The sequence below is a fragment of the Leifsonia tongyongensis genome (genome assembly GCF_010686705.1).
GTDB classification, from domain to species: domain Bacteria; phylum Actinomycetota; class Actinomycetes; order Actinomycetales; family Microbacteriaceae; genus Diaminobutyricibacter; species Diaminobutyricibacter tongyongensis.
The window spans coordinates 1,479,771-1,505,337 of the sequence record NZ_JAAGWY010000001.1; the positions used below are offsets into that span (position 1 = coordinate 1,479,771).

Annotated in this window: 17 protein-coding genes and 1 tRNA gene; 16 read left to right on the plus strand and 2 right to left on the minus strand. The window is 63.5% G+C overall.

The features are described 5' to 3' along the window. Positions 1-34 precede the first annotated feature (34 nt). The 9 genes from G3T36_RS07140 to G3T36_RS07180 all read left to right on the plus strand — a co-directional run bounded on the left by G3T36_RS07140 (position 35) and on the right by G3T36_RS07180 (position 10,266). Entirely contained in the window at positions 35-1,123 is a 1,089-nt protein-coding gene (locus G3T36_RS07140; RefSeq protein ID WP_163288829.1) for a substrate-binding domain-containing protein, read from the plus strand. 114 nt (positions 1,124-1,237) lie between these two features. Next, a complete protein-coding gene (locus G3T36_RS19790; protein WP_163288830.1) occupies positions 1,238-2,284 on the plus strand; it encodes an ABC transporter permease subunit in 1,047 nt (348 codons plus the stop codon). Beyond that, entirely contained in the window at positions 2,281-3,096 is an 816-nt protein-coding gene (locus G3T36_RS07150; RefSeq protein ID WP_163288831.1) for an ATP-binding cassette domain-containing protein, read from the plus strand. The genes G3T36_RS19790 and G3T36_RS07150 overlap by 4 nt, the downstream gene beginning before the upstream one ends. Continuing rightward, the gene (locus G3T36_RS07155) at positions 3,093-3,389 is read left to right on the plus strand and encodes an antibiotic biosynthesis monooxygenase (protein ID WP_163288832.1); all 297 of its coding nucleotides are present in this window, start codon (positions 3,093-3,095) and stop codon (positions 3,387-3,389) included. Before G3T36_RS07150 ends, G3T36_RS07155 begins: the two co-directional genes overlap by 4 nt. Before the next feature lie 380 nt (positions 3,390-3,769). Next, the gene (locus tag G3T36_RS07160; RefSeq protein ID WP_275689967.1) at positions 3,770-6,217 is read left to right on the plus strand and encodes a glycoside hydrolase family 97 catalytic domain-containing protein; all 2,448 of its coding nucleotides are present in this window, start codon (positions 3,770-3,772) and stop codon (positions 6,215-6,217) included. 24 nt (positions 6,218-6,241) lie between these two features. Next, a complete protein-coding gene (locus G3T36_RS07165) occupies positions 6,242-7,504 on the plus strand; it encodes an ABC transporter substrate-binding protein (protein WP_163288834.1) in 1,263 nt (420 codons plus the stop codon). A gap of 113 nt (positions 7,505-7,617) precedes the next feature. Next, on the plus strand, positions 7,618-8,460 hold the full coding sequence (locus tag G3T36_RS07170; protein WP_205245020.1) for a carbohydrate ABC transporter permease: 843 nt from the start codon (positions 7,618-7,620) through the stop codon (positions 8,458-8,460). Beyond that, on the plus strand, positions 8,453-9,316 hold the full coding sequence (locus tag G3T36_RS07175; protein ID WP_163288836.1) for a carbohydrate ABC transporter permease: 864 nt from the start codon (positions 8,453-8,455) through the stop codon (positions 9,314-9,316). The genes G3T36_RS07170 and G3T36_RS07175 overlap by 8 nt, the downstream gene beginning before the upstream one ends. A gap of 71 nt (positions 9,317-9,387) precedes the next feature. Then, a complete protein-coding gene (locus G3T36_RS07180) occupies positions 9,388-10,266 on the plus strand; it encodes an AraC family transcriptional regulator (protein ID WP_163288837.1) in 879 nt (292 codons plus the stop codon). Here G3T36_RS07180 and G3T36_RS07185 read toward each other — a convergent pair whose 3' ends face one another. Next, complete coding sequence (locus tag G3T36_RS07185) at positions 10,267-11,193, minus strand: alpha/beta hydrolase (protein ID WP_163288838.1); 927 nt, start codon at positions 11,191-11,193, stop codon at positions 10,267-10,269. It lies immediately after the preceding gene. Beyond that, positions 11,190-12,167 (minus strand): MBL fold metallo-hydrolase, encoded by a 978-nt coding sequence (locus tag G3T36_RS07190; protein WP_163288839.1) that lies wholly within the window; start codon positions 12,165-12,167, stop codon positions 11,190-11,192. Before G3T36_RS07190 ends, G3T36_RS07185 begins: the two co-directional genes overlap by 4 nt. A gap of 161 nt (positions 12,168-12,328) precedes the next feature. On the opposite strand from G3T36_RS07190, the gene G3T36_RS07195 reads away from it, so the two are divergent. The 7 genes from G3T36_RS07195 (at position 12,329) to G3T36_RS07225 (ending at position 25,262) form a co-directional block, all read left to right on the plus strand. Next, on the plus strand, positions 12,329-15,082 hold the full coding sequence (locus tag G3T36_RS07195; RefSeq protein ID WP_205245021.1) for an AAA family ATPase: 2,754 nt from the start codon (positions 12,329-12,331) through the stop codon (positions 15,080-15,082). Beyond that, positions 15,079-16,362, plus strand: a complete 1,284-nt coding sequence (locus tag G3T36_RS07200) for a DUF445 domain-containing protein (protein WP_163288840.1) — start codon at positions 15,079-15,081, stop codon at positions 16,360-16,362. Before G3T36_RS07195 ends, G3T36_RS07200 begins: the two co-directional genes overlap by 4 nt. 447 nt (positions 16,363-16,809) lie before the next feature. Next, the gene (locus G3T36_RS07205) at positions 16,810-21,492 is read left to right on the plus strand and encodes an ExeM/NucH family extracellular endonuclease (protein ID WP_163288841.1); all 4,683 of its coding nucleotides are present in this window, start codon (positions 16,810-16,812) and stop codon (positions 21,490-21,492) included. 137 nt (positions 21,493-21,629) lie between these two features. Next, positions 21,630-22,280, plus strand: a complete 651-nt coding sequence (locus G3T36_RS07210; RefSeq protein WP_163288842.1) for a DUF2510 domain-containing protein — start codon at positions 21,630-21,632, stop codon at positions 22,278-22,280. A gap of 95 nt (positions 22,281-22,375) precedes the next feature. After that, positions 22,376-22,466 (plus strand) — tRNA-Ser (locus G3T36_RS07215). Between the two features lie 281 nt (positions 22,467-22,747). Further along, positions 22,748-23,932, plus strand: coding sequence for a Fic family protein (locus tag G3T36_RS07220; protein ID WP_163288843.1), 1,185 nt, complete (start codon positions 22,748-22,750; stop codon positions 23,930-23,932). A gap of 226 nt (positions 23,933-24,158) precedes the next feature. Further along, a complete protein-coding gene (locus G3T36_RS07225) occupies positions 24,159-25,262 on the plus strand; it encodes a type I restriction enzyme HsdR N-terminal domain-containing protein (RefSeq protein ID WP_163289140.1) in 1,104 nt (367 codons plus the stop codon). The last annotated feature ends 305 nt before the right edge of the window (positions 25,263-25,567 follow it).

Here is a 25,567-nt window from a genome sequence, read left to right on the forward strand (position 1 = left end):
GGGATCTGACATCCCCCCAACCAGAGGAAGTTCAATGTTGAATCGCAGCACCTCGCGCACCATGCGCCTCAGCGCCGCCGGCTCGATCGCGGCAATCGCAGCACTCGCGTTCACAGGCTGTTCCGGATCCGGATCCGGCTCCGACAAGGTCGGTGTCGCACTCATCGTGAAGACCACGACGAACCCCTACTTCGTGGCGATGGAGGACGCAGCGAAGGCCGACGCGGCCAAAGCCGGCGTCAACCTCACCCTCGCGGCAGGCAAACAGGACGGCGACGTAGGAACCCAGGTCCAGGCCATCGAAGCCTCCATCGCCCGTGGCGACAAGGGCATCCTGATCACACCGAACGGGCCCGGCGTGCAGAACGAAATCGACAAAGCCCGCAAGGCCGGCCTCTTCGTGATCGCTCTTGACACGGTTCCCACGCCGCCGTCGTCCGTCGACATTACGTTCGCCACAGACAACTTCACGGCCGGCGAGGACATCGGCAAGTGGGCCGCGGCGCAGCTCGACGGCAAGTCCGCCGACATCGCCATGCTCGACCTGTTCAACACCCAGGTCGTATCAGTCGACCTCAACCGCGACCAGGGCTTCCTGAAGGGCATGGGAATCACGGTCCCCGACTCGAAGAAGAACGGCAGCGAGGCGAAGAGCGGCAACTACACGGGCGGCAAAGGCGGAAGCTACACGATCGCCGGCCACCAGCCGACGAACGGTGACGCGGCCGACGGCCGCACTGCGATGGAGACAATCCTCGCCAAAGACCCGAACGTGAACGTGGTCTACACGATCAACGAGCCTGCGGCGTATGGTGCGTACCAAGCGCTCAAGGCTGCGGGCAAGGACAAGTCGACCATCCTCGTATCGATCGATGGCGGCTGCACCGGGGTCGGCCAGGTCAAGTCCGGCATCATCGGTGCAACCAGCCAGCAGTATCCGTCGAAGATGGCGGCGCTTGGAATGGAGGCGATCGTCAAGCTCGCAAAGACTGGTGCTAAGCCGAAGACGTCCGCCGGCCTCGACTTCTACAACACGGGGTCCCGCCTGGTCACCCAGACGCCGGTCTCCGGCGTGACGAGCATCACTCCCGACCAGGCCACGAAGATCTGCTGGGGCAAGTAACAGCCCTCACCGGGCCGGCCTCGACCAGCATGCGGGCCGGCCCGGTTCCACAAAGACTCAGCCAGAAGTCCCTCAGACCGCAACGCAGAACAGAGAAGTTCAGGAGAAGAAATCGTGAGCCAACCGGCGACCCAAGCCAGCCCACCGACATCCGAGCTCGATCTTGCGCAGGAATTCCTTCACCGGACTACGCCGCTTTCCCGACTCCGTAGCCTGCTGCATCGTTATCCAGCGCTCAGTCCGGCGATCGTGCTGGTGATCTCGATCATCGTCTTCGGCGTGATCAACCCGCGGTTCCTCAACCCGGCCAACCTGTCCCTGATCACCCAGCAGGTCGCGGTCGTCGGCACGATCGGCATCGCCCAGACACTGATCATCCTCACTGGAGGAATCGATCTCTCCGTGGGCGCTGCGGCCACTCTCGCAGGACTGGTTATCGCCCAGACGGCGTCGACCAACCACGTACCTGCTGTGCTGAGTCTGCTGCTGGGGCTCGTCGTGGGAATAGCCACTGGATTCCTCAACGGCATCCTGGTCACGCGGCTGAAGCTGCCGCCGTTCATCGTCACGCTGGGTACCCTCAGCATCTTCACCGCCATCCTGCTCCTGTACTCGAACAGTGCGTCGGTCCAGGGACAAGATCTGCCGCCCCTCATCACGTCGCTCGGAAACACGTTCAACGTCTTCGGTGTGCAGATCACCTACGGTGTCGTCGTGATGATCGTGCTCTACGCGATCGTCGCATCGATCCTCGCTCGCACCTCGTGGGGTCGCCACGTTTACGCAGTCGGCGACGACCCCGAGGCGGCGCGCCTCGCAGGCATCCGGGTATCGCGTGTCCTGCTCAGCGTGTATCTGGCGGCCGGCGCGATCCTCGCTATCGGCGCTTGGGTGCTGATCGGTCGCGTCAACGGCATCGGTCCCAACGACGGCACCTCCATCAACCTCGAGTCGATCACAGCCGTCGTGATCGGCGGCACGAGCCTGTTCGGCGGTCGTGGCACCGTCTGGGGCACCCTGCTCGGAGCGCTCATCGTCGGGGTGTTCGAAGAAGGCCTGGCTGTCGCCGGTCTCGATGTGCTGTATCAGGTGCTCGCCGTGGGCATCCTCGTCATCGTCGCCGTCGCCGTCGACCAGTGGATTCGAAAGGTACGAAAGTGACCCTCACAACGGACAACCCGGCATCGAAGCCGGTCGAAACACGCACGCCGGTGCTCCAGGCGCGCCGTCTCGTCAAAACCTTCGGCCAGGTGGTCGGCCTCGACGGGGTGAGTCTCGAACTCTACCCAGGCGAGGTACTCGCCATCATCGGCGACAACGGAGCCGGCAAATCGACTCTCATCAAGTGTTTGACAGGGGCGGAGATCCCTGACGAGGGGGAGATCTTCCTCGACGGGCAGCCCGTGCACTTCAAGCGGCCGCAGGATGCGCGCTCGGCCGGGATCGAGACGGTCTACCAGAACCTCGCTGTCTCGCCCGCGCTCGATGTCGCTTCCAACCTCTTCCTCGGGCGCGAAGAGCGCCGCAAGGGCATCCTCGGTTCCGTCTTTCGCATGATGGACACGAAGGGTATGCGAAAGAAGGCCAAGGCCGAACTCGCCGCCCTCGGTATCACCACCCTGCAGGACGTCACCGTTCCCGTCGAGAACCTGTCCGGCGGCCAGCGCCAAGCCGTCGCGGTAGCCCGCGCTGCGGCGTTCGGCTCCAAGGTGGTCGTGCTCGATGAACCGACGGCCGCGCTGGGTGTGCGGGAATCGAACCAAGTGCTCGAGCTGATCAAGAATCTCCGCGATCGTGGCATCCCCGTCATCCTCATCAGCCACAACATGCCGCACGTGTTCGAAGTGGCCGACCGTATCCACATCCAACGGCTCGGAAAGCGGGCCGCGACGATCACGCCCGCGAGTCATTCGATGACCGAGGCTGTGGCGATCATGACGGGTGCCAAGCGAATCGGCAACTCCGACGAGTGAGCGAAGAACGCATTCTCTACGCGAGATTCACGGCCAAGCCAGGTCGCGAAGACGAAGTCGCGAGACTCTTGACTGACCTTGTCGAGAGTGTGCGCGCCGAGCCGGGAAACACCAGGTTCGACGCGCACCGTATGACAGCGGACCATCGGGCGTTCTTCGTCTACGAGGCCTATCGGGACGCGGCAGCATTCGAGAAGCACATCACGGCTGACTACGGGCTGGCCTTCAACGCGGCGCTCGCCGACATGATCGAAGAGGACGGCTCGCAGCTGACCTGGCTCGACCGAATCTGAATCCTCTCCGGAGCTAACATTCGCCACTGTTTTCCGCCTTCACTCGTGAAATGACAACGAACTGACAACCAACGGTGCGGATACGAACCTCATTGTCCGCCGTCTTGGTCATCGAAGCTAGGCGCTTCGTCCAGCCCCAGAAGCGCTAGCTGAGGCAAAATACGGCCAAGCGTGGGCGCGACAAGCATCCGGACGAACTTGCGGGTCGGCGAGCGTCGTACAAATGTCCAGGTGTTCGAGTTAAACGGTCCTAGAGTCGTGCCGTTCGGGCCTTTACTCTCCTTGGAGGCGGACCAACCCCCGCACACATCAAGCCCGGAGACAGAGTGATCACAGGCCTCATTCCCCCCACAATTCTCGCGCGCGGGAATCTCACTGCGATGCTCAGATCGAGCGGGGCTGGGATTCATCTGGTAGTTGAGAGCGATGCTGCGGAGATTCTGCGGGTCCGGTTGGGCGTGACCATCGGAAACATGGACCTATCTGTCGATAGCGTCCCTGTCCGTTCATCGGTGTCGACCGTCACAGAGAAGTTGTATCCGGTGTCAGGGAAGACCACGACAGCGAGCAGCCATGAGATGGACGAGCTTACTGCGACTTTCGTCCACCAGACCGGCCTGGAATGGCAGGTACTGCTCCGCGTGGCCGACGACGGCGTTGCAGTACGGTACGCGATTCCTGATCTCCAAGGCGTCGGATCCTTCGACATCGATACGACGACTCTCGATTTGTCGGCCTTCGACCGCGGTTGGCTGCTCGACTACCAGACCTGGTACGAGACGCCTCGGTTCGGTCGGGATTGCTCCGAACTTGATGACGGCGACTATGGCCTCCCAATTCTGCTGCGAGACGGCGGGGACACCTACGTGCTGGTGACTGAGTCGGACATCGACGGTAGTTTCAGCGGTGCCCATGCCGTCATCGACGCGAGCGCCCAGACCCTTCGCTTCCAGCAGGCCGACACGGCGGTCGAGATCGTCCGGGGAAACGTCACGCCGTGGCGCGTGTTCATCGTCGGCGACCTGGCGACAATCGTGGAGAGCCAGCTCGTCGACGAGCTCGCTCCGCCGACACATCCAATGATGCGGGACGCGTCCTGGGTGCGGCCGGGTCGTGCCGCATGGTCGTGGTGGTCGGATTTCTACTCCAGTGCGCAGCTCCACCGGCAGAAGCACTTCGTCGACGTCGCAGCTGAACTGGGGTGGGAGCATCTGCTCATCGACTGCGGGTGGGAAGAGACCTGGGTGCCCGAGATCGTCGCGTACGCCAGCCGGTTCGGTATCCAGGTGCATCTTTGGACCATCTGGCACGACATCAACGGTTCGGAGAAGCTCCAGAAGCTGGCGCTCTGGCGGTCGTGGGGAGTCGCCGGCATCAAGGTCGACTTCATGGAATCGGAATCGAAAGACCGGTACCGCTGGTATGACTCCGTCCTCCAAGAGACTGCGCGTCTCGGGCTGATGGTGAACTTCCACGGGTCGGTCATTCCGCGTGGCTGGGCGCGGACGTGGCCGCAGGTGATCGGGTACGAGGCCATCCGTGGCTCCGAATACTACGTCTTCTACAACGACCTCCCGCTCACTGCGGAACACAACGTAATTCAGCCGTTTACCCGCAACATCGTGGGGGCGATGGACTACACACCGATAGCCCTCACCGCGCCGGGCCGGACAACAAGCGACGGCCACGAACTCGGCATGAGCGTCGCCTTCGAATGCGGAATAACCCACTTCGCAGACAGCGTCGACGCCTACCAGGCGCGTCCGCTCGTCGCGCGGCTGCTAAGCGAACTGCCGGCGTCCTGGGACGAAACGAAGATGCTCACCGGCACTCCTGACACCGAGGCGGTGCTGGCCAGACGATCGGGAGACCGCTGGTTCATCGGCGCCGTCGCGAGCGGTCCGGCTCGCATAATCGATGTACCGCTCAAGCGGCTCGGCCTCGGCACCTGGCAATCCTGGATCGTCACCGACGATGCAGAATCTGGAAGTCTCGCGGCATCACAGTCAGTCGTACATGGCGTCCTGAAGGTAGAGGTCGCGGTCGACGGTGGGTTCGCTGCGATACTCGCCCCGGAAGGCGCCGCTCTCTTCAGGTCGACACCGATATCCGCCGAAGCAGCACCGGCTGTGGAACCGAAGCTGGCGCTGCTCGACTTTTCCGGGGAAGCCTCCCTAACGGTCTCACCCGACGCCGCGCTCCGGGTGCCGCCCGGATGGCACGCGGCCGACAATGGGGCCGGGTCGTGGACGGTGACCGCACCCGAGACGCTGCGCGAGGGAGCGCTCGGTGTCGTGACCGTCGAACGCTCGGGACACAGAGGGGTTGCCGTCGTCAACCACGCACGACTCATCAAACCGGTCATCGCGACCGTGACCCCTCTGTCCACACTGCCGATGCTCGCCTTCATGAATGAAAGCGGTCCCGTTGAACGCAACCAGAGCAACGGCGGCGGGAACCCGAACGACGGTCAACGAATGAACATCGCCGGCGTTGAATACGAGACCGGCTTCGGTGTCTCAACTCCCTCGTCGTTCGACGTTCACATCGGCCCTCACGCGGACCGGCTCGTCGGTCATGTGGGCATCGACGCAGAGACCCCACACACCTCGGCCCGCGCCCTGATCCTCGGCGACGGCCGATTGCTGTTCAGCACCGAACTCGTCCACGGTTCCGCCGCGGACGCATATGACATCGACGTGCAGGGGGTGACGATCCTGACTCTCCGTACCGAGCAGCGTTCGCCCGTCGCCGCGCATGTCGACTGGGCGGCGATCCATCTGACCACCAACCAATCCAACGCAATCACATCACGAGCCGATCGCTGACGATCGGCACACGAAAGGAAACCCATGAAGAAGAGATGGCTCATCGCCCCGGCGATCGTCGCAGCAGCAGCGCTGTTGACGGCCTGCACGAGCGGTTCAACTCCCAGCAGCAACGAGAAGGTCACCATCACCTATGGCGTATGGGCGGGTACTCAGACCCCAGCGATGAAACAGATCGCAGCGGCCTTCACCAAGGAAAACCCGAACATCACCGTCAAAGTGGAAGAGCGCCCGTGGCCCGAGTACTGGTCCACCCTGCAGACCGGCGCGGCCGGGGGAACAGCGCCGGACGCATTCTGGATGCTCGCCCAGAATATCCGGCCGTACGCAGCCGGCGGACAGCTGCTCGACATCTCCGACGAGATCAAGAAGGAGAACGTCGACCTGAGCAAGTACCCGAAAGCGGTGCTGGACCTGTACAACCAGGGTGACGGCAAGATCTACGGACTCCCGAAAGACTTCGACACCAATGCGGTCTGGTTCAACAAGGCGATCTTCGACAAAGCCGGTGTCGCCTACCCGAAGGCTGATTGGACCTGGGATGACTTCCGGGCGACCGCCAAGAAGCTCACCAACGCGGCCGCGGGCGTCTGGGGCGTTGCTGCACCCATCGACTACCAGGGCGGCTACTACAACACCATCTTCCAAGCTGGCGGCCAGGTGATCTCCAAGGACGGCAAGACGGCCGAGATCGACTCGCCAGAAGCACAGGCCGGCATCAAGTTCTGGACCGACCTGCAGGCCGACAAGTCATCCCCGACACTCAAGCAGCTTTCCGACACCGAGGCGGAGACCATGTTCGAGCAGGGGAAGATCGGGATGTACATGTCCGGGGCGTACTGGGCGCTGCAGCTCTACAACAACAAAGCCATCGCGTCGAACGTGGATATCGCCCCGATGCCGACGGGAAAGAAGCAGGCGACTGTGACCAGCGGGATCGAGAACGTCGGTTACGCTGGCACCAAGCACCCGGACGCCGTGAAGAAGTTCCTCATTTTCGCCAGCGGCAAGGAAGCGGCCGACATCCAGGCGAAGACCGGCGCGGTTCTCCCCGCGTACGAAGGCGGCGAGGCCGAGTGGATGGCGGCAATGCCCAACTTCAAGAACCTGCAGGTCTTCATCGACGCGAAGAAATACTCCGTACCGCTCCCCGTGCAGGGCAACGCCGCCGAATGGCAGGGCGACCAGACCAAATATCTGACCGGGGCTTGGAACGGGACAACCAGCGTGGCTGATGCGACGAAGCAGTACGCCGACGCGATCGACAAGGTGTTGGCCCAGAAATAATGTCCACCACTCTCAACAAACCGGGGCGGCTGGCGCCCAGTCGCCCCGGTCCGACCCGAGTCACAGTGCCGCAACAGCGACGGCGTCAGCGAATCGACTGGTGGGCGTACGCGATGATCGCCCCCGCTCTGCTCGGCCTTGGTGTGCTCTACCTTTGGCCTTTCGTCTCCACGTTTGTAAAGAGCTTCATGAACGTTCCGGTGTTCGGTGCCGGGACATTTACCGGGCTCGACAACTACAGCCAGCTGCTCAACGACGGAGACTTCTGGCTGGCTCTCCGCAATTCGGTCCTCTATACAGGCCTCGTCCTGCTCGGCATCCCCATTGCGATCGTCCTCGCGGCCCTGATCGAGCAGGTCGCTCGGGGGCGCGCCGCCTATCGCGTGCTACTCTTCCTCCCCGTCGTGACACTTCCCGTTGCTGTCGGGATGGTCTGGCGATTCATACTCAACGGTGACTTCGGCATCCTCAACTACCTGCTGTCACTCGTCGGCATTCCAGGCCAATACTGGGTAGCGGATGCGAGTTTCACGATTTACGCATTTGCTGTGGTCGGAGTCTGGATGGGGCTCGGCATCAACCTGATCATCCTCGGGGCCGGGCTTCAATCCATCCCGGTCGATCTCTACGAAGCGTCGGCACTAGACGGCGCAACCCGTATCCGCCAATTCTTCTCCATAACGCTGCCACTGCTCAGCCCGAGCGTGTTCTTCGTCACGGTGCTTACCACGATCTCGGCCCTGCAGATGTTCGACTTGGTGTTCGTCATGCTTGGCGGGGTGAACAACACCGCTATCGACGGCTCGAAGACCATCGTGTACCTGTTTTACGAGGCGGCCTTCGTGCAGTTCAGGCAGGGCTACGGCGCAGCCACCGCGATCGTGTTGCTGACCCTCATCATGATCGCGACAGCAGTCCAGTTCCGTCTGCAGAAAAGGTGGGTCAACTATGACTGAACTCCTGACCAGGTCACGACGGGCGACCGGTCGTTCGGCATCGAGCCGGGGCCAATGGCGTATCCATCTCATCTTGATCGTCGCGGTTGTGATCATGATTGTGCCGTTCGTCTGGCAAATTCTCACGTCTTTCAAGACGTCGGGCGAAGTCTCATCGCTGCCTCCGACACTGTTTCCGAAGACTCCCTCGCTCGCCGGCTTCCAGACCTTCTTCGCTTCCGTACCGTTCTGGCTCCAGTTCAGTGTCTCGGCGATGTCACTGGTTTTGCGAGTCGCCGGTCAGGTTCTCGTCGCCGCGCTCGCCGGGTACGCTTTCGCGCGGCTGACATTTCCGGGGAGAAACATCATTTTCGCGTTGTTCCTGCTCATGCTGATGGTGCCCAGCCAGCTATTTCTTCTCGGTCAGTTCGATGTGATGAAGGGGCTCGGCCTGCTGAACACGATCCCTGCACTCGCCATCCCCGGGATCTTTAGCGCTTTCGGCACATTTCTGATGCGGCAGGCCTTCGTCACGATGCCGAAGGAGTACGAGGAGGCTGCTCGTCTCGACGGCGCCGGAACGCTCCGGGTGTTCTGGAGCGTCATGCTGCCGATGGCACGCCCAATGCTCGCAGCCCTTGCCGTGCTCACCTCGCTGTACTCGTGGAACGATCTGCTGTGGCCGCTGATCGTGACGCCCGCAGGTGACAACCGGCCGCTGACCGTCGGGCTCGCGAGCATGCAAGGGCAGTTCGGCACCAACTATCCGGCACTGATGGCGGGAGCACTGGTATGTACACTCCCGCTCGTCATCGTCTTTATCGTTCTGCAGCGCCAATTCTTCGCAGGCATCGCCAGCAGCGGACTTAAAGGCTAGGGTCCGGTATCACATCGAAACCCAAGACTGCGACGATTGTGGACGATTCTCTGATTTCATAGGATTCGGTCATGTTTGTACCGGGCGGGTCCCCAGGCCAGCGGATTAGTGTTCTTCCTGCGCCGACAGTGTCCCGGGCCCTCGCAGGGGGCATCACGTCGAAGCTGCTTGCACCAGTCGTCGGCTATTTCCCTCACACGGCAGGTCATTACAAAAACAGGCCAGAGGGAGCCAAACAAGTCATCATTATTCTTTGCACTAGCGGCGTCGGATGGCTAGAAGTAGCGGGAGTGACCAGGCCGATCACTGCGGGAACGGCGGTGGTGATTCCAGCCAAGACGGGGCACAGCTATTGGGCGGACCATACAGACCCCTGGACGATTTGGTGGATGCATGTTATCGGGACCGACGTCGAAGATCTTGTCGATCAGATCGTCGGGTCAAGCGACGATCTGATTCAATCTGTCGGAGACATGTACACGGCGGTCAGTTTGGTAGAGCAAGCTCTGTCACATCTGGAGCGAGACGAAACTTTCGCGAGTATCGTCGGCGCCACAGGGGCAGCGTGGAACCTACTTGCGCATCTCGCCTCCGACCGACTTCATGGACATCCGCTGACAAGAGACCGGGTCCAAATAGTGCAAGCATTTCTGCGACAACACCTGGACTCTCAGTCGACCGTCAAAGACCTAGCGAAACTCGCGAACCTGAGCACCTCCCACTTCTCGGTGGTTTTCAAGGCGGCAACGGGGATGGGCGTAGTTGAATATCTGAAGCGATTGAGGAACGCGCGGGCACGGGAGCTATTGATCTCATCAAACCTGTCGATCTCTGAGATCTCGCTTGTGGTGGGGTACAACGACCCCTTCTATTTCTCGCGGCAGTTTCGAGCGATCAACGGAACGAGTCCGAATCAGTTCCGCACTACGGCGCGCAAGGACTCCGTCTAGTCAGAATTGTCCGGCTCGGGCAGCTTCGTGTTCTGCGTCGGCGAGGTGCGCCGACAGAAACCGTCCGGCTCTGTCCAGCGCCGCGGCCCCTTCGTCGAGGATCGCGGAATAGCCTTGGAAGACGTGGGGTACCCCAGCAGTGATCTCGAGAGTGACCTCGACGTCGGCTGCGGCGGCCTGGCCGGCGAGACGGACGGCGTCGTCGAGGAGGAGCTCGTTCGTTCCGGCCTGGATGATCAAGGGAGGGAGACCAGCAAGGTCGGCGAAGATCGGGCTCATGAGAGGAAGCGCAGCGTCCTGGCCCGCCGTGTAGTCGTTGATCCGTTCCCGCAGGAGTTCTCGGGTGAACAGCGGATCAGCCTCGCGCCGCGTTTCCATGCTCGCCCCGGACAGCGTGAGGTCGGTCATCGGTGACATGACGAAGGCCGCGGCGGGCAACGGCAGTCCGCGATCGCGAGCATTGATCAGCGTGGCAACGGCAAGGCCGCCGCCCGCCGACTCGCCTGCGAAGACGACGTCCGAGGCCTCGACACCACTCTGCAGGAGGCCCTCGTAGGCCGCGATCGCGTCGTCTACGGCTGCCGGATACGGATGCTCCGGTGCGAGGCGATAGTCAACGGAAATGACCTTGGCCTGCACTCGCCGCCCGACCTGCGCGGCCAGGTCAGCGGCAAGGAAGGCGTCCCCAATGACGTACACGCCACCGTGGAAGTACAGAACTACGTGGTGCGGTTCGATTCCTGCGATCGTGATCTCGGCCGTCGGGATGCCGCCCAGTGTCCCCGGAGTCACGGTCAGATCGGTCGGTAGCGGCTGTGCCGACAGCGCCGCTCGGAGCATTTGCCGCTGCTGCTGCGCCGTACTGCCGATGGGGAAGGCCGATTGACGCAGGATTGCATCCACCATGTCCTTCTGTTCGGTGCTCATGGATGCACCTGCAGACCGATCCCATGGTTGAGTCGCATCGACTCCATGAGCCAGAACGCGACGTCTGGGGTGAACACATCGGCTGCTGCGAGCACGCCCGTGTACTTCTCGACGACGGGCGCGGCCGTCGCCTCACCCACCGCGTTCAGGTAGGCCTTCACCGCCCCCCACATGTTTCCGACCGCACCGTACTTCTGGAAGTAGGGCGTCGGATCCACGGTGGCGAGGGCAGTCTTCGCGCTGGCCTCGAGGTCTGCCATGTACTGCTGGTGCACGACGACGTCGTCGCGCGTGCCAAGCCGGCCGAGGTGGCCGCTGATGAGCGTCTTCCACGGATAGGTCAATGCCGTCGCCGGCATCGCCAAGTAGCCGGGGATGTCGTCGGAGAGGTTGACGACGTAGACCGGAACCCAGCCCACATTCACGATGTCCACCATCATCAGGGCGTCGTGGTCGGGGAAGTGGATGATGCTGTTGTCAGGCGTGTGGTTGGAACCGTGCCACGCGAGGTCGATTCGTTCGCCGCCGATCTCCAAGGTCCGGCGATCGCTGAACGTCTCTTCGGGCGCCGGCCGCGACGGGTCGTCGTCGCGGAGAAGAAGTCGGCGTGTCTCCTCGTGACCGATCCGCACCACGTCCTTGCCGAAGAGCGAGGACGCGCCGGCGTGGTCGGCGTGATGGTGGGTGTGGACGAGGTAGGTCACCTTGCTGCTCACGCCGTTCGCGTTCGCGATCTCGTCGATGGCTCGTTGGAGATTGTGGCCGATGCTCGGCGGAGCGTCGAAGAGAACGACCCCGTCTTGGGTCGTCAGGAAAGCGGCCTGGTAGACGCCATCGGTGACCCAGTAAAGGTTCCGCTCGACGCGCCCGACGTAGTAACCCTGCTCGTTGGGGGCCGGACCGAAAGCGGATGGCGGGATCGGGGCGTAATCGGGCAGCGGTGCCTCCGTCGTCGTGGAGTCGGTGGCGTTCATGCTTAGTCTCCTTGGGATATGGGCAGGCCGAGTTGGTCAGCAAGGCAACCTTGATCCAGGGTTGGGCCGCGCCGCATCCCCGGATTCCCTAGTGCGCGACCCTGCCGCGGGCCATACAGACTGCCTTCCCGTCGTTCGTCAGCCGACCCTATGCTGATCTCGTGACTCTGCTGGGGCGAAGCCGGGAGCGCGAAGCGCTCGACCGCCTCGTCCGGGCGGCTCGCTCCGGACGAGGTGGCGTACTCGTCGTGCATGGTGTGCCCGGGGTCGGGAAGACCGCATTGCTGGACGACACGGCGAGCAATGCGCAAGAGTTTCTCGTCTTGCGAACGGCTGGAGCGGAGGCAGAACAGGAGTTTCCCTACGCAGCACTCCATCGGTTCTGTGGGCCTGCCTTGGATCGAATCGACCAGCTGCCCGCGCCGCAGCGCGACGCCTTGGCAGTCGCGTTCGGACTGGCAGCAGGACCGGCCCCCAACCAGTTCGTGGTTGCTCTCGCGGTCCTCGGATTGCTGTCGTCGCTCGCGACCGAGCAGCCGGTGCTCGGGCTGATCGATGACGCCCACTGGCTGGACCGGGGTTCGTCGCTCGCCCTCGCCTTTGTCGCGCGCCGTCTCGTGGCCGAACGAATCGGGATCGTCTTTGCGACACGCGACGTCGGCGCGGCCCTCGTGCGCTTGCCGGTATTGCAGGTCGAGGCCCTCGGCCACCGGGATGCGAGGACGCTCCTCGAGGCCGCCTTGCTCTTCCCGTTGGACGAGCAGGTGATCGAGCGTCTGATCGCCGAGGCTGACGGCAACCCTCTGGCGCTCATCGAGTTGCCGCGCGACCGGACGACGGCCGAGCTCGCGGGTGGGTTCGGCTTGCCTGCGACTGCGACCGTCGATGCCCGGATGGAGCAGAGCTTCAGACGTCGAGTTGCTGCGCTGCCGCGTGAGGTTCGCACGCTGATCCTGATCGCGGCGAGCGATCCAACCGGAGATCCCTTGCTGGTCTGGCGTGCCGCGGCCGCCATGGGTGTTTCTCAGTCGGCCGCTGTGGAAGCGGAGTCGACAGGTCTGATCGTCTTGCACCCGCAGGTTGCTTTCCGACATCCCCTCGTTCGCTCGTCGGTGTACCGAGCGGCGGGTCAGGATGAGCGGACGGACGTCCATCGGGCTCTCGCAGTCGCGACCGATGCCCACGTCGATCCCGATCGGCGCGCGTGGCATCTTGGCCAGACGGTGATCGTGCCCGACGAGGAGATCGCTGCCGATCTTGAGCAGATGGCTGCCCGGGCGCAGGCGCGGGGAGGATTGGCTGCCGGCGCTGCATTCCTCAAGCGGTCTGCAGAACTGACGGTCAGTCCTGCGCTGCGTGCCGGCAGAGCCCTGGTGGCCGCCGGCGCGAAGTATGAAGCGGCCGCCATCGATGATGCTGTCGTCTTGCTCGACATGGCAGAGGGAGGGCCGCTCGACGACTTCCAGCTGGCCCAGGCTGAGGTCCTTCGAGCCCGCATAGCCTTCGTCACCAACCGGGGGAGCGATGCGCCCCGGCTGCTCTTGGCTGCGGCGCGCAGGCTGGAGCCACTCGACGTTGCACTGTCTCGGGAGACGTACCTCGATGCCTTGGGGTCAGCCATGTTCAGTGGTCGGCTGTCGATCACCCCCAATCCTCGAGAGGTTGCGCGAGCGGCCCTGGCTGCCCCGAAAGTGCCCCACCCGCGGCCCGTCGACCTGCTTCTGGACGGCCTCGCTGCTCGCGTCGCTGACGGCCCAGCGACGGGAACTGCACGATTGCGGGAGGCGCTCCAGGTCTACGCGCGCCACGACTCGACTGCGGTCGAAGGTCCCCGTTGGCGCTGGCTGGCGGGCCGGCTCGCTGGCTTCGTGTGGGACTACTCGACGTGGGACACTCTCACAGCCGAACACGTGCGGGCCGCCCGCGACGTGGGGATGCTCGCCGAACTGCCGCTCGCATTGGTCAGCAGGGTCGGCGTCCACCTCCTGGCAGGCGAGATGGCGACTGCCGCCGCGCTCGTCGAGGAAGCCGAGATGCTGGCGGCCGCGACCAGCAATGCTGCTCCTCCTGCATACGGCGCGATCTCCTTGGCAGCCTTCAGAGGCAATGAGGACGAGCTGGCCGGGCTGGCCGCAGCTGCTGGCAGGGACTTCCGCGCCCGAGGCGAAAGTATGGGCCTCACCGCGTTGAGCTGGGCGGCGGCAGCCCTGTGCAACGCGCTCGGTCGCTACGACGATGCGTTCGAGGCTGCGGTGGAGGCTACGAACGACGCGGGCGAGACCTGGTATGCCGCGCTTGCCGTCGTGGAGCTGATCGAAGCCGCGTCGCGGACAGGTCGACGGGAACGGGCAGCGCAAGCGGTGGATTCGCTGAGCGAGTCCACCCGAGCCAGCGACACGCCGTGGGCACGGGGGATCGAGGCGCGATCGCGTGCACTCCTCGCAGATGGCGAAGCCGTCGAGACTCTCTATCGTGAGGCGATCGAGTGGTTCGAGCCGACAGCCCTCCGAGTCGACCTGGCCCGAACCCACCTTCTCTACGGCGAGTGGCTCCGACGCGAGGGGCGCCGTGTCGACGCTCGCTCCGAACTGCGCACAGCCCACGAACTCTTCAGCGAGTTCGAGATGGAGGGCTTTGCCGAGCGGACGCGCGTCGAACTGGAGGCGACCGGCGAACATGTTCGCGGGCGGCCTTTCCACCCAGACGACAAGTTGACGTCGCAGGAATCCCACGTAGCCAGGCTTGCAGCCGAGGGGCACACCAACCGACAGATTGCCGAGTATCTGTTCATCAGCCAGAAGACCGTCGAGTACCACCTGAAAAAGGCCTATCGGAAGCTTGACGTCACGTCTCGCACGCAGCTCGCGCGCCGTTTGGCACAGGTAGCACGCCCGCTGCCGGGAGGAACACGATGACTACCACCACGCGCGACAGTCTGTTAAGTGAGGCCGACCTCGAGCGTCGAGCTGCCCTTCGGCGCATGAAGACGCTCGCGACGGCCCTCCTGATTCTCTCGGCGGTCGTCTTCGCGATCGCTTTCGCATTCGAGGACCGGTATGCGTGGCTGGCCTTCGTGCGGGCGGCGGCGGAGGGGGCGATGGTGGGAGCGCTAGCGGACTGGTTCGCGGTGACCGCGCTGTTCCGGCATCCGCTCGGTCTGCCCATTCCTCATACGGCGATCATCCCCAACCGCAAAGACGAGATCGGGGCGAGCCTCGGCGAGTTCGTCGAACAGAACTTCCTCTCCGACGAGGTGGTGCGCAGCAAGCTGGCCACCTTCAGTGTGGCCGACCGGCTGGGTGCGTGGCTCGCTGATCCGGTGAATGCGAAGCGAGCGAGCGCCGAAGGTGCGGTGATGGCGCAGGGCGTGCTGCGCTTGCTCGGCGATGGCGACGTCGAGAGTCTCATCGAAAAGCTCGCCCGGGAGTATCTGTTCGACCCGGAGTGGGCTCCCACGCTCGGTCGGGTGGGGTCGGAGCTCGTCGAAGCCGATCAGCAGCGAGCGGTCGTCGACGCTCTTGTCGATGCGGCGGAGACCTGGCTCACCGAACATCCGGATGCGCTCGGCGAGATCGTCTCCACCCGGCTGCCGCGCTGGGTTCCCGGGTTCATCGGGGGCCTCGCCGACGAGCGCGCCCATCGAGAGGTGATCGGCCTGCTGCACGCGGTGCGCTACGACCCCGAGCATCCCCTGCGGGTGGCGATCGACGGCTACCTCGTCGATCTCACCGATCGGCTGCAGCACGACGCTGCGATGGCCGAACGGGTCGAGCAGATCAAGGCCGAGTTCCTGCAGAGTCCCCGGCTGCGTTCCTTCGCCGCCCGGCTGTGGAACGCGGTGCAGACGACGCTCGCCGAGTCGCTGGCCGACCCCGCGAGCGAGTTGCGGTCGGCAGCGACGTCCGCGCTGGTCGATATCGGCGTGCGGCTCTCGAGTGATCGGGTGCTCTCGGCCAAGATCGACGCGTGGATCGCCGACGCCGCGGGCTATGCGGTGCAGAAGTACCGTCGCGATCTCGCCTCGGTGATCAGTGACACGGTCCAGCGCTGGGACGCTCGCGAGACCACGCAGAAAATCGAGCTGCAGGTCGGCCGCGATCTGCAGTTCATCCGCATCAACGGCACGGTGGTCGGGGCGATCGCCGGCGTCGTGATCTTCGCGATCGCCACGGGCGTGCGCGCCGTATTCGCCTGAACCACGGGTTCTTAGTTCGGCTTCACGACGAGAGCGAGTGTTTGCAGTCGCAATACGCACACACCAGATGCCCGTTCGTGTACTCCCACAGGTGAGGGTGGGGTGAGGCGAAGAAACCACACAGGTCTGCGGTGACGGTGCGGTTCGGGACGGCGATGGTGGTGTCCGTGGTCGGCATTTCGGTTCGGCTTTCGGCGGCTCGTGTGCGGCGCGGTTGGCGTCTCTCATGTGACTGCGTTGGATCACAATCAGTATCCAGCGCCGGATCACGCCTCGAAATACCTAGAACTGGTGCCGCCCCATCTGGGGTCACCCGCTCCGTGCTCAAATGAGCGGTCTACCCCCGTAGGAGTTTTCTGTACGTTCATTCAGAGTACAGAGTCCGGTTTCAGCTGATCCCTAGGTTGACCGAGGGCTCTTCCGCCCCTCCATCTCTCGAGGAGAACAATGTCAACCAGATTCGGCAGGCTCACGCGCGCCGCGATCGCCGCGATCGCAGGTGCCGGGCTCGCAGCCGGCGCCCTCGTCGCGACGCCCGCGTTCGCCAGCACAGACGGCACCGGTGTCGTTATCAACGAGGCCTATCTCTCCGGCGGCAGCGCCGGAGCGGCCTACACCAACAAGTTCGTCGAGCTCTACAACCCGGGCGCACAGGCTGTCAGCCTGACCGGCTGGAGCGTGCAGTACCGTCCCGCCACCGGGACAGGGGCCGCCACGGGCGTCGTGCCTCTGAGTGGGACGATCGGCGCGAAGAGCTACTTCCTCGTCGGCGGCGGCTCCAACGGCACCAACGGCGTCGCCCTCCCCACACCCGACGTCGCGAGCAACCTGAACCCGAGCGGTACGACCGGGACGCTCATCCTGGCCAAGACGGCGACGGCGCTCACCCTTCCGGCCGGCTCAGTACTTGATAACCCGAATGTCGCCGACCTGCTCGGCTACGGCACATCGAACACGTTCGAGAGGGTCAAGGCGGTTGCGCCGACCGGCAACACCGACGTCAAGTCGTTCGTGCGCAGCACGTTCACCGACACCGACGACAACAGCGCCGACTTCGGCCTCTCGGCGACCATCACGCCGCAGAATACGTCCAGTGTCACCGACCCAGGAACCGGTGGCGACCCCGGACCGCCCGCAACCGTCAGCATCGCCGACATCCAGGGGACCGGCGACGTCAGCCCCAAGGCGGGCTCGACGGTATCCACCGTCGGTGTCGTGACGGCGCAGTACGCGACCGGCGGCTTCAACGGCTTCTACCTGCAGACCCCCGGCACCGGTGGCGCTCTCGACTTGGCCAGCCACACCGCATCCGACGCGGTCTTCGTCTTCGGGTCCGCCTTCGCAGGAACCGTAGCTCCTGGCGACTACGTGCAGGTGACCGGCGCCGTCAGTGAGTTCAACGGGCTCACCGAGATCACCGCTAGCGCGGTTGCGAAGCTCGACGCCTCGACCGTGGCCGCTCCGGCGCCGGCAACCGTCGGACTCCCCGGCACCGCGGCGCAGCGCGAAAGCCTCGAGGGGATGTTGATCGCTCCGCAGGGCGCGTTCACCGTCACCGACGTCTACTCGGCCAACCAGTACGGCGAGATCGCACTCGCGGCGGGCGACAAGCCGCTCGTGCAGGCAACAGAGACCGCGCGCCCCGGCACCCCGGAGTACACCGCGGCGCTCGCAGCCAACGCAGCCAGGGCCGTCACCCTCGACGACGGCGCCTCGACCAACTTCCTCAGCGCTGCCAACAAGTCGAAGCCGCTGCCGTACCTGTCGCTGACCGCTCCGGTCCGCGTCGGTGAGGCTGTGACGTTCACCAAGCCGGTCGTCCTCGACTACCGCAACAGCGCCTGGAAGTTCCAGCCGACTGCCGAGCTGACCCCTGCGAACGCACCGGTCGTGCAGCCGGTGACCTTCTCGAACACGCGCACCACTGCACCCGCGAACGTGGGCGGCGACCTCCGACTGGCCACGTTCAACGTGCTCAACTATTTCCCCACGACCGGCGACCAGCTGAGCGGATGCACGTTCTACACCGACCGCGACGGAAACAACATCACGATCAACACGGGCTGCGACGCACGCGGTGCGGCCGACGCGACCAGTCTCACGCGGCAGCAGGACAAGATCGTCGCGGCGATCAACGGCCTCACCGCCGACGTGGTCTCACTCGAAGAGATCGAGAACTCGGCACGGTTCGGACTGAACCGCGATGACGCGCTCTCGACGTTGGTCGCAGCGCTCAACACCGCCGCAGGCAGCGAGGTGTGGGCATACGTCAAGTCGCCCTCGGCCCTGCCGGCCAGCGAGGACGTCATCCGCACCGCCTTCATCTACAAGAAGGCGAACGCGGAGCCCGTCGGCGAGTCCCGCATCCTCGACGATGTCGCGTTCAGCAACGCCCGGCAGCCGCTCGCGCAGGCCTTCAAGAAGGTCGGCACGAAGGACACGTCGGCGTTCATCGCGATCGTCAACCACTTCAAGTCCAAGGGCTCCGGCACGGGAGCAGACGCCGACCAGGGTGACGGCCAGGGCGCATCGAACGCGTCACGGGTCAACCAGGCGCATGCGCTGGTGGCCTTCGCCGACGAGCGCAAAGCGACCCTCGGCCTCGACAAGGTCCTCCTGATCGGCGACTTCAACGCCTACCTCAACGAGGACCCCATCAAGGTACTCACCGACGCGGGGTACATCGACCAGGTCACGACCCGCACCGACAAGTACACGTACTCGTTCGGCGGCACGGTCGGTTCGCTCGACCACGTACTCGCCTCGCCGGCTGCCGACAAAGCCATCTCCGGCGCCGACGTGTGGAACATCAACTCGGTCGAATCGGTCGCACTGGAGTACAGCCGGTACAACTACAACGTCACCAACCTCTACGCTGCAGACCCCTACCGGTCGAGCGACCACGACCCGATCGTGGTGGGCCTCGGTCTCAAGGCGGCTCCGGTGACGCTGAACCTGCTGAACATCAACGACTTCCACGGCCGGATCGACAGCAACACCGTGAAGTTCGCCGGCACCATCGAGAAGCTGCGAGCGGCGGCGCGTGACGCGAACACGCTGTTCCTCTCCGACGGGGACAACATCGGCGCCTCCCTGTTCGCGTCGGCTTCGGCCGGGGACATCCCGACGCTCGACGTGCTCAACGCGCTCGACCTGAAGACGAGCGCCGTGGGCAACCACGAGTTCGACAAGGGCTTCTCCGACCTGACCGGTCGCGTGAAGGATGCGTCCGCATTCAGCTACCTCGGCGCCAACGTCTACAAGAAGGGCACGACGGACCCGGCACTTCCCGAGTACGCCGAGTTCACGGTCGACGGCCTCCGGGTCGGCGTGATCGGTGCGGTGACCCAGGAGACCCCGACCCTCGTCTCGCCGGGCGGCATTTCGACGCTCGACTTCGGCGACCCGGTCGCAGCGGTGAACCGCGTCGCGGCGCAGCTCACCGACGGCGACCCGTCGAACGGTGAAGCGGATGTGCTGGTGGCGGAATACCACGAGGGCGCCGGCTTCGGCACGCCCGACGGTGCGACCCTCGAGAAGGAGGTCGCCGCCGGCGGCGCCTTCGCCGACATCGTCACCAAGACGAGCGCGAAGGTCGCGGCCATCTTCACCGGTCACACGCACAAGCAGTACGCGTGGGAGGGCCCGGTCCCCGGTGCCGACGGGGCGACCCGTCCCATCGTCCAGACCGGCAGCTACGGTGAGAACATCGGACAGGTCACGCTGACGGTGGACCCGGAGACCGACGTGGTCACCGCCCACACCGCCCGCAATGTGGCCCGCACGACGGACGCCGACGCATCCCTCGTCGCCGCCTACCCTCGAGTCGCGACGGTGAAGACCATCGTCGACAAGGCGCTCGCCGATTCAGCGGTCATCGGCAACCAGAAGGTCGGCTCGGTGACGAAGGACATCACCACCGCGTACATCAACGGTGCCCGTGACGACCGGATGAGCGAGTCGACCCTGGGCAACCTGGTAGCCGACTCGCTGCTGACCACGCTTTCGCCCGCCGACCTCGGCGGCGCCGAGATCGGTGTGGTGAATCCGGGCGGGCTGCGGGCCGAGTTGCTGTATGGCGCCGACGGAAGCATCACCTACGCGCAGGCGAATGCGGTGCTGCCGTTCGTGAACAACCTCTGGACGACGACCCTCACCGGCGCCCAGTTCAAACAGGCGCTCGAGCAGCAGTGGCAGCGGAACGCCGACGGCACCATGCCGAGCCGGCCGTTCCTGAACCTCGGCCTGTCGAAGAACGTCAGCTACACGTTCGACGCCTCACGTGCCGAGGGCGACCGCATCACCAGCATCATCGTCAACGGTCAGCCGATCGACCCTGCGAAACCGTACCGGATCGGGTCCTTCTCGTTCCTCGTGCAGGGCGGGGACAACTTCCGCGCCTTCGCCGCAGGCACGAACACGAAGGACTCGGGCCTGATCGACCGTGACGCGTGGATCGCCTACCTGCAGAACAACAGCCCGGTCTCGCCGAGCTTCGCCAAGCGCGGCGTCAGCGTCAGCGGGGTGCCGACCGGCGTCCTGCAGCGCGGCGACCACGTGTCCTTCACGGTGTCGAAGCTCAACCTGACCTCTCTCGGCAGCCCGGCGAACACCTCGCTGCAGCTGACGTGGGCGGGCAGCTCGGCCGCTCTCGGCAACGTGGCGGTGGATGCGACCGGCACTGCGACCGTGTCGTTCACGGTTCCGGCGGATGCGGCCGGCGCGAGCACGCTGGTGCTGACCGCTCCGGATTCGGGCACGACGGTCCGTGTGGCGCTCACGGTGGCAGACCTGCCGGCGAACCCGAAGCCTTCGGGTGACCCGAAGGCGGCCAAGCAGTCAGCGCTGACGAAGGCGCTCGGGGATCTGGTGACCGTCGACAAGGGCACCTACCGCCCCGGTGACGACATCAGGATCACGGTCGGAGCGTCGCACGCCGGCGACTGGGTCTCCGTCTGGGCCTACTCGCCGGCGAAGGAGATCGGCGGGGGCTGGCTGCAGGTGCCGGATGACGGCATCCTGAAGCTGAAGCTGCCGTCCACGATGGGCAACGGCAGCACCACCGTGTCGGTGCAGAACGCGGCCGATCAGGTGCTGGGCTGGACGACCTTCAAGGTCAAGTCGAAGTAGCGGTAGAAGCGGCCGTCGGGCGCAGGACTCCTGCACCCGGCGGCCGCTCTGCATTGGAGTGACACGGGCCAGGGTGCGACCTGCCCGAGGGGCGTACGCTCAACAATCAGTGAAGCCCTGACGGAAAGGACGAAGCGATGACGGATGCACGAACCGGCGGCCCAACCCCTCCGGGCTGGCTCCCCGACCCCACCGGGGCCGCACAACTCCGCTGGTGGAACGGCCACGACTGGACCGACGACTACGCGCCGGTGCCGCAGGCCGCGCAAGGCGCTCCCGTTCCGGGTGAGCGGCCACGACTGCCCGACACCACACCCGTCTACAACGTGTGGATCTGGCTCGTCGTTGCGGTGCCGTTCCTCTCCATCCCGCTGATCTTCCTGTTCTCGCCCGGTGTCTTCGAGTTCAATCCGACCGGGTCACGAGCCGAGATCGCGCACGCCACCGCATCCATCCTCGTCGTCTCGCTGACCGTCGGCGCGCTCAGCTGGGTGCTGTGGGCACTCACCGTGCTGTTCGCCTACCTCGACTGGCGGGAACTCAAGCGGTCCGGAGTCGAGCGGCCGTTCCACTGGGCCTGGGCGTTCCTGTACGCGGTGGTGTATGTGATCGGCCGCAGCGTGATCGTGCACAGGGTCGCGAGGCCGAGGGGCCTGGCGCCGATCTGGTGGCTCATCGGTGTGACGGTCGTGTCGCTGGTGATCGCGATCATCTGGAGCATCGGGTTCATCTCGTCGATCCTGGAGTACTACTACAACTCCGGGTACACGGGGGCGCTGGCGATCTGAGCGGCGGGCGGTCCCGGGCGGCTGGGAGAACCCTGTCTGGCGCGGGGCGCGGCGTCCGTTATGATTGCTGTCGTGCGTCCGCAAGCGGCCGCGCTGGAGACGTCGCATAGTTCGGCCTAGTGCACCACCCTGCTAAGGTGGAGTGCCCTTTACAGGGCACCGTGGGTTCAAATCCCACCGTCTCCGCTCTATAAAAAATGCTGATCAGAGCCTATTTCCGAGACTGGCAACCGTGTCTTAATGCATGATTTGGCCTCGAAATGGCCACTTTCAATAAATACGACCCCCTTTCAGTTGTGGTCACGATGAACGCTTTGCGCGGCGGGGCCGATCGTGCCGGTTCGCAATTCAGCTTCGACTACTCCTGCGTCGGTTCTTGCCTACTTGAATGCCCGACGGCAGGATTCAAGTAAAATCACGATTACTTGAATTACACTCTTGTAAGTTCAAGTTTCTTTAGGAGTGGCATGGACATCGAGCGTTTTGGTCGCAGTCCGATTGGTGATTTGACCCCGATCAGTGGCACGGACCGTATCTCCGGACGTTCTTTCACTCATTTCGCATTCGTCGCGCATCCCCTGCGTGACGAACCAGAACTGAGCAACGAGACCTGGCGAGCTGTGTCGAAAGCGAACCATGCGTTGGGGCGCCTCCAGCAAGGCTCCACGATTGTGAAGAATCCAAGCATTCTTCGACAGCCGACACTACGACGAGAGGCGCAGAGCACGTCAGCATTAGAGGGGACATTCGCTCCACTCGAAGAGGTACTCGCCGCCAACGTCATCGATCAGCCCAACCGTTCTTCGGCGCTTCGAGAGGTATTGAATTACGTCCGCGCGGCGGAGGTGGCATTCGACTCACTTGCCGAAGGGCGCCCAATCACGGTTGGACTCATCGAGCAGCTTCACGCTGATCTCGTTGCCGGCACAGTCGCTGACACCGCCGATGCAGGCAAGACCAGGTCAATTCAAGTGGCCATCGGAACTCAGGGCGGCGGGGTCGCGCAGGCACGATTCATCCCGATGCCGCCCGGTGCAACGCTTAGGGCTGCGTTTGGGGATCTCGTCGAGTGGGTTCGAGCAAGCGCGGACAATGCCACACTTCGCGATCCGCTCGTTGCAGCAGCGATGGCCCATTACCAATTCGAGACGATTCACCCGTTCAACGACGGAAATGGTCGGCTCGGTCGGCTCTTGATTGTTCTGCAGCTTTTGCAGGACCACGCACTCTCCGAACCCTTACTCAGCGTTTCTCCCTGGTTCGAGGCGCGACGCGACCAATATCAGGACGCCCTAGCGGAAGTCAGTATTTCAGGTAACTGGAACGGCTGGGTGACCTTTTTCGCGCAAGGGCTCGAAGCGTCGGCAATCGATACAGCACAGCGCCTCGAATCACTCCTCGCGGTACAGGCGCGTTACCACGAGATATTGCGGGACGCCAAAGCGCGGGGGATTGTTCGCGACATCGTTGATCATCTCATCGGGTCGCCGTTCGTAAACGTGCGAAACCTCGCTGACATTACGGGTGCGACTTATCAAGCAGCCAGTACCGCCGCGAACAAACTTGTAGAACTTGGCATCCTTGAAGAGACCCACAGCCAGAATGTGCGAGTCTTCCGCGCCAACGAAGTGCTTGCGGCAATTGTCGCGTAGCTTTCGACAGCCGTGCGGTTCGACGGCGGTTCAGCGCCCTATTGGGGGTCTGTTGCGAACCGCACGCCGTCTGGTTAACTCTCCGACGGAAGCGCCGCGACGATGCGACATTGACGCTTCGCGAATCGTCGTTTGTGGTTGGCCATATCGCTCACGGCCGAATAGCGTCGAAAGCCTTCGCCCCAGCATTTCAAACAGACTCGATGAGGAGCGGCACGTGGTAGCTGTGGAGTTCGAGGAGCGGCTTTCCGCACTTACGGCGAAGATCAAGACGCAGCGTGACTCAATCAAGACCGAAGAAGCCACGAAGAACGCGTTCGTAATGCCCTTCATCTCGACGATCCTGGGCTACGACGTCTTCAATCCCCTCGAAGTTGTCCCTGAATTTATCGCCGATGTTGGTGTGAAGAAGGGCGAGAAGATCGACTACGCCATCATGCGCGATGGCGAGGTCCAAATTCTCATTGAGTGCAAGTCCAGTACCGGGCCGCTTCGAATCGAGAATGCGTCCCAGCTGTACCGATATTTCTCGGTGACGAAAGCGCGTATCGCGGTCTTGACGAACGGTGAGATTTACCAGTTCTTCACAGACCTCGACGCACCTAACGTTATGGACAATCGCCCCTTCCTCGTTTTGGACATGGCGAACATAGACGAATCCCTGATACCTGAGCTGATCAAGCTGAGCAAGGAAGTGTTTGACCTCGACTCGATCATCAGCGCGGCCGAAGAGCTGAAGTATGTGGGTGCGCTCAAGCGCTTGATCGCGAACGAGTTCAAGGACCCCGACGAAGAGTGGGTGCGCTTCCTCGCGACACGCGTGTACGAGGGCTCGTACACGCAGAGGGTGAAGGTGCAATTCAACAAGCTTGTCCCACGGGCCAGCGCGCAGTTCCTCAACGACCAGGTCAATGATCGGCTCAAGACAGCACTCGTTTCCCCGTCGTTTAGCGCTGACTACTCTCCCGTCGAAGCGCTTGGTAACGGCGCTATAGCGCACGCGGAGGAACTTGAGAGTGGCATCGTTACCACCCCCGATGAGCTTGAGGGATTCAACATTGTCAAGGCAATTGCCTGTAGCGAGGTGAAGCCGGAGCGAATTGTCGCGCGCGATCAGCAGTCATACTTCGCCATTCTTCTTGACGACAACAACCGCAAGACCATTGCCCGACTTCACTTCAATCAGAAGAAGCAGAAGTACATCGGCTTGCTTGACGCGAACAAGGTCGAGACGCGGCACCCAATCGCCTCTCTCGATGACATTTATGAGTTCGCCGACACGATCCGAGAAGTTGTCCGTCGGCTACGGGAGTCGGCTTCGGCCGCGTAGCGACGCTGTTTCAACCCTCCTTAACGTTCGGCACGACCCATCTTCAGTTGAGGTCACGACAAGCGGGTCTGCGCCACCGTTGATGACACGGACCTGTCGGTCGATATTCCGGCCCGAAGCAATTAATGTCGACCCAGCCTGCAATTGGTTCTTCTCGTAAATCACGCATCACAGGCGCGAAGAAGTACTCAGCGCGACCGCACTTTGACCACAATTCGAAAAGAACGTAGGCCGTTCTGGTCACCGCGGGCTGCCCTAACGCCGCGAAATCTCGGTAGTTTTCGTCGCACGCCGCGATATCACCA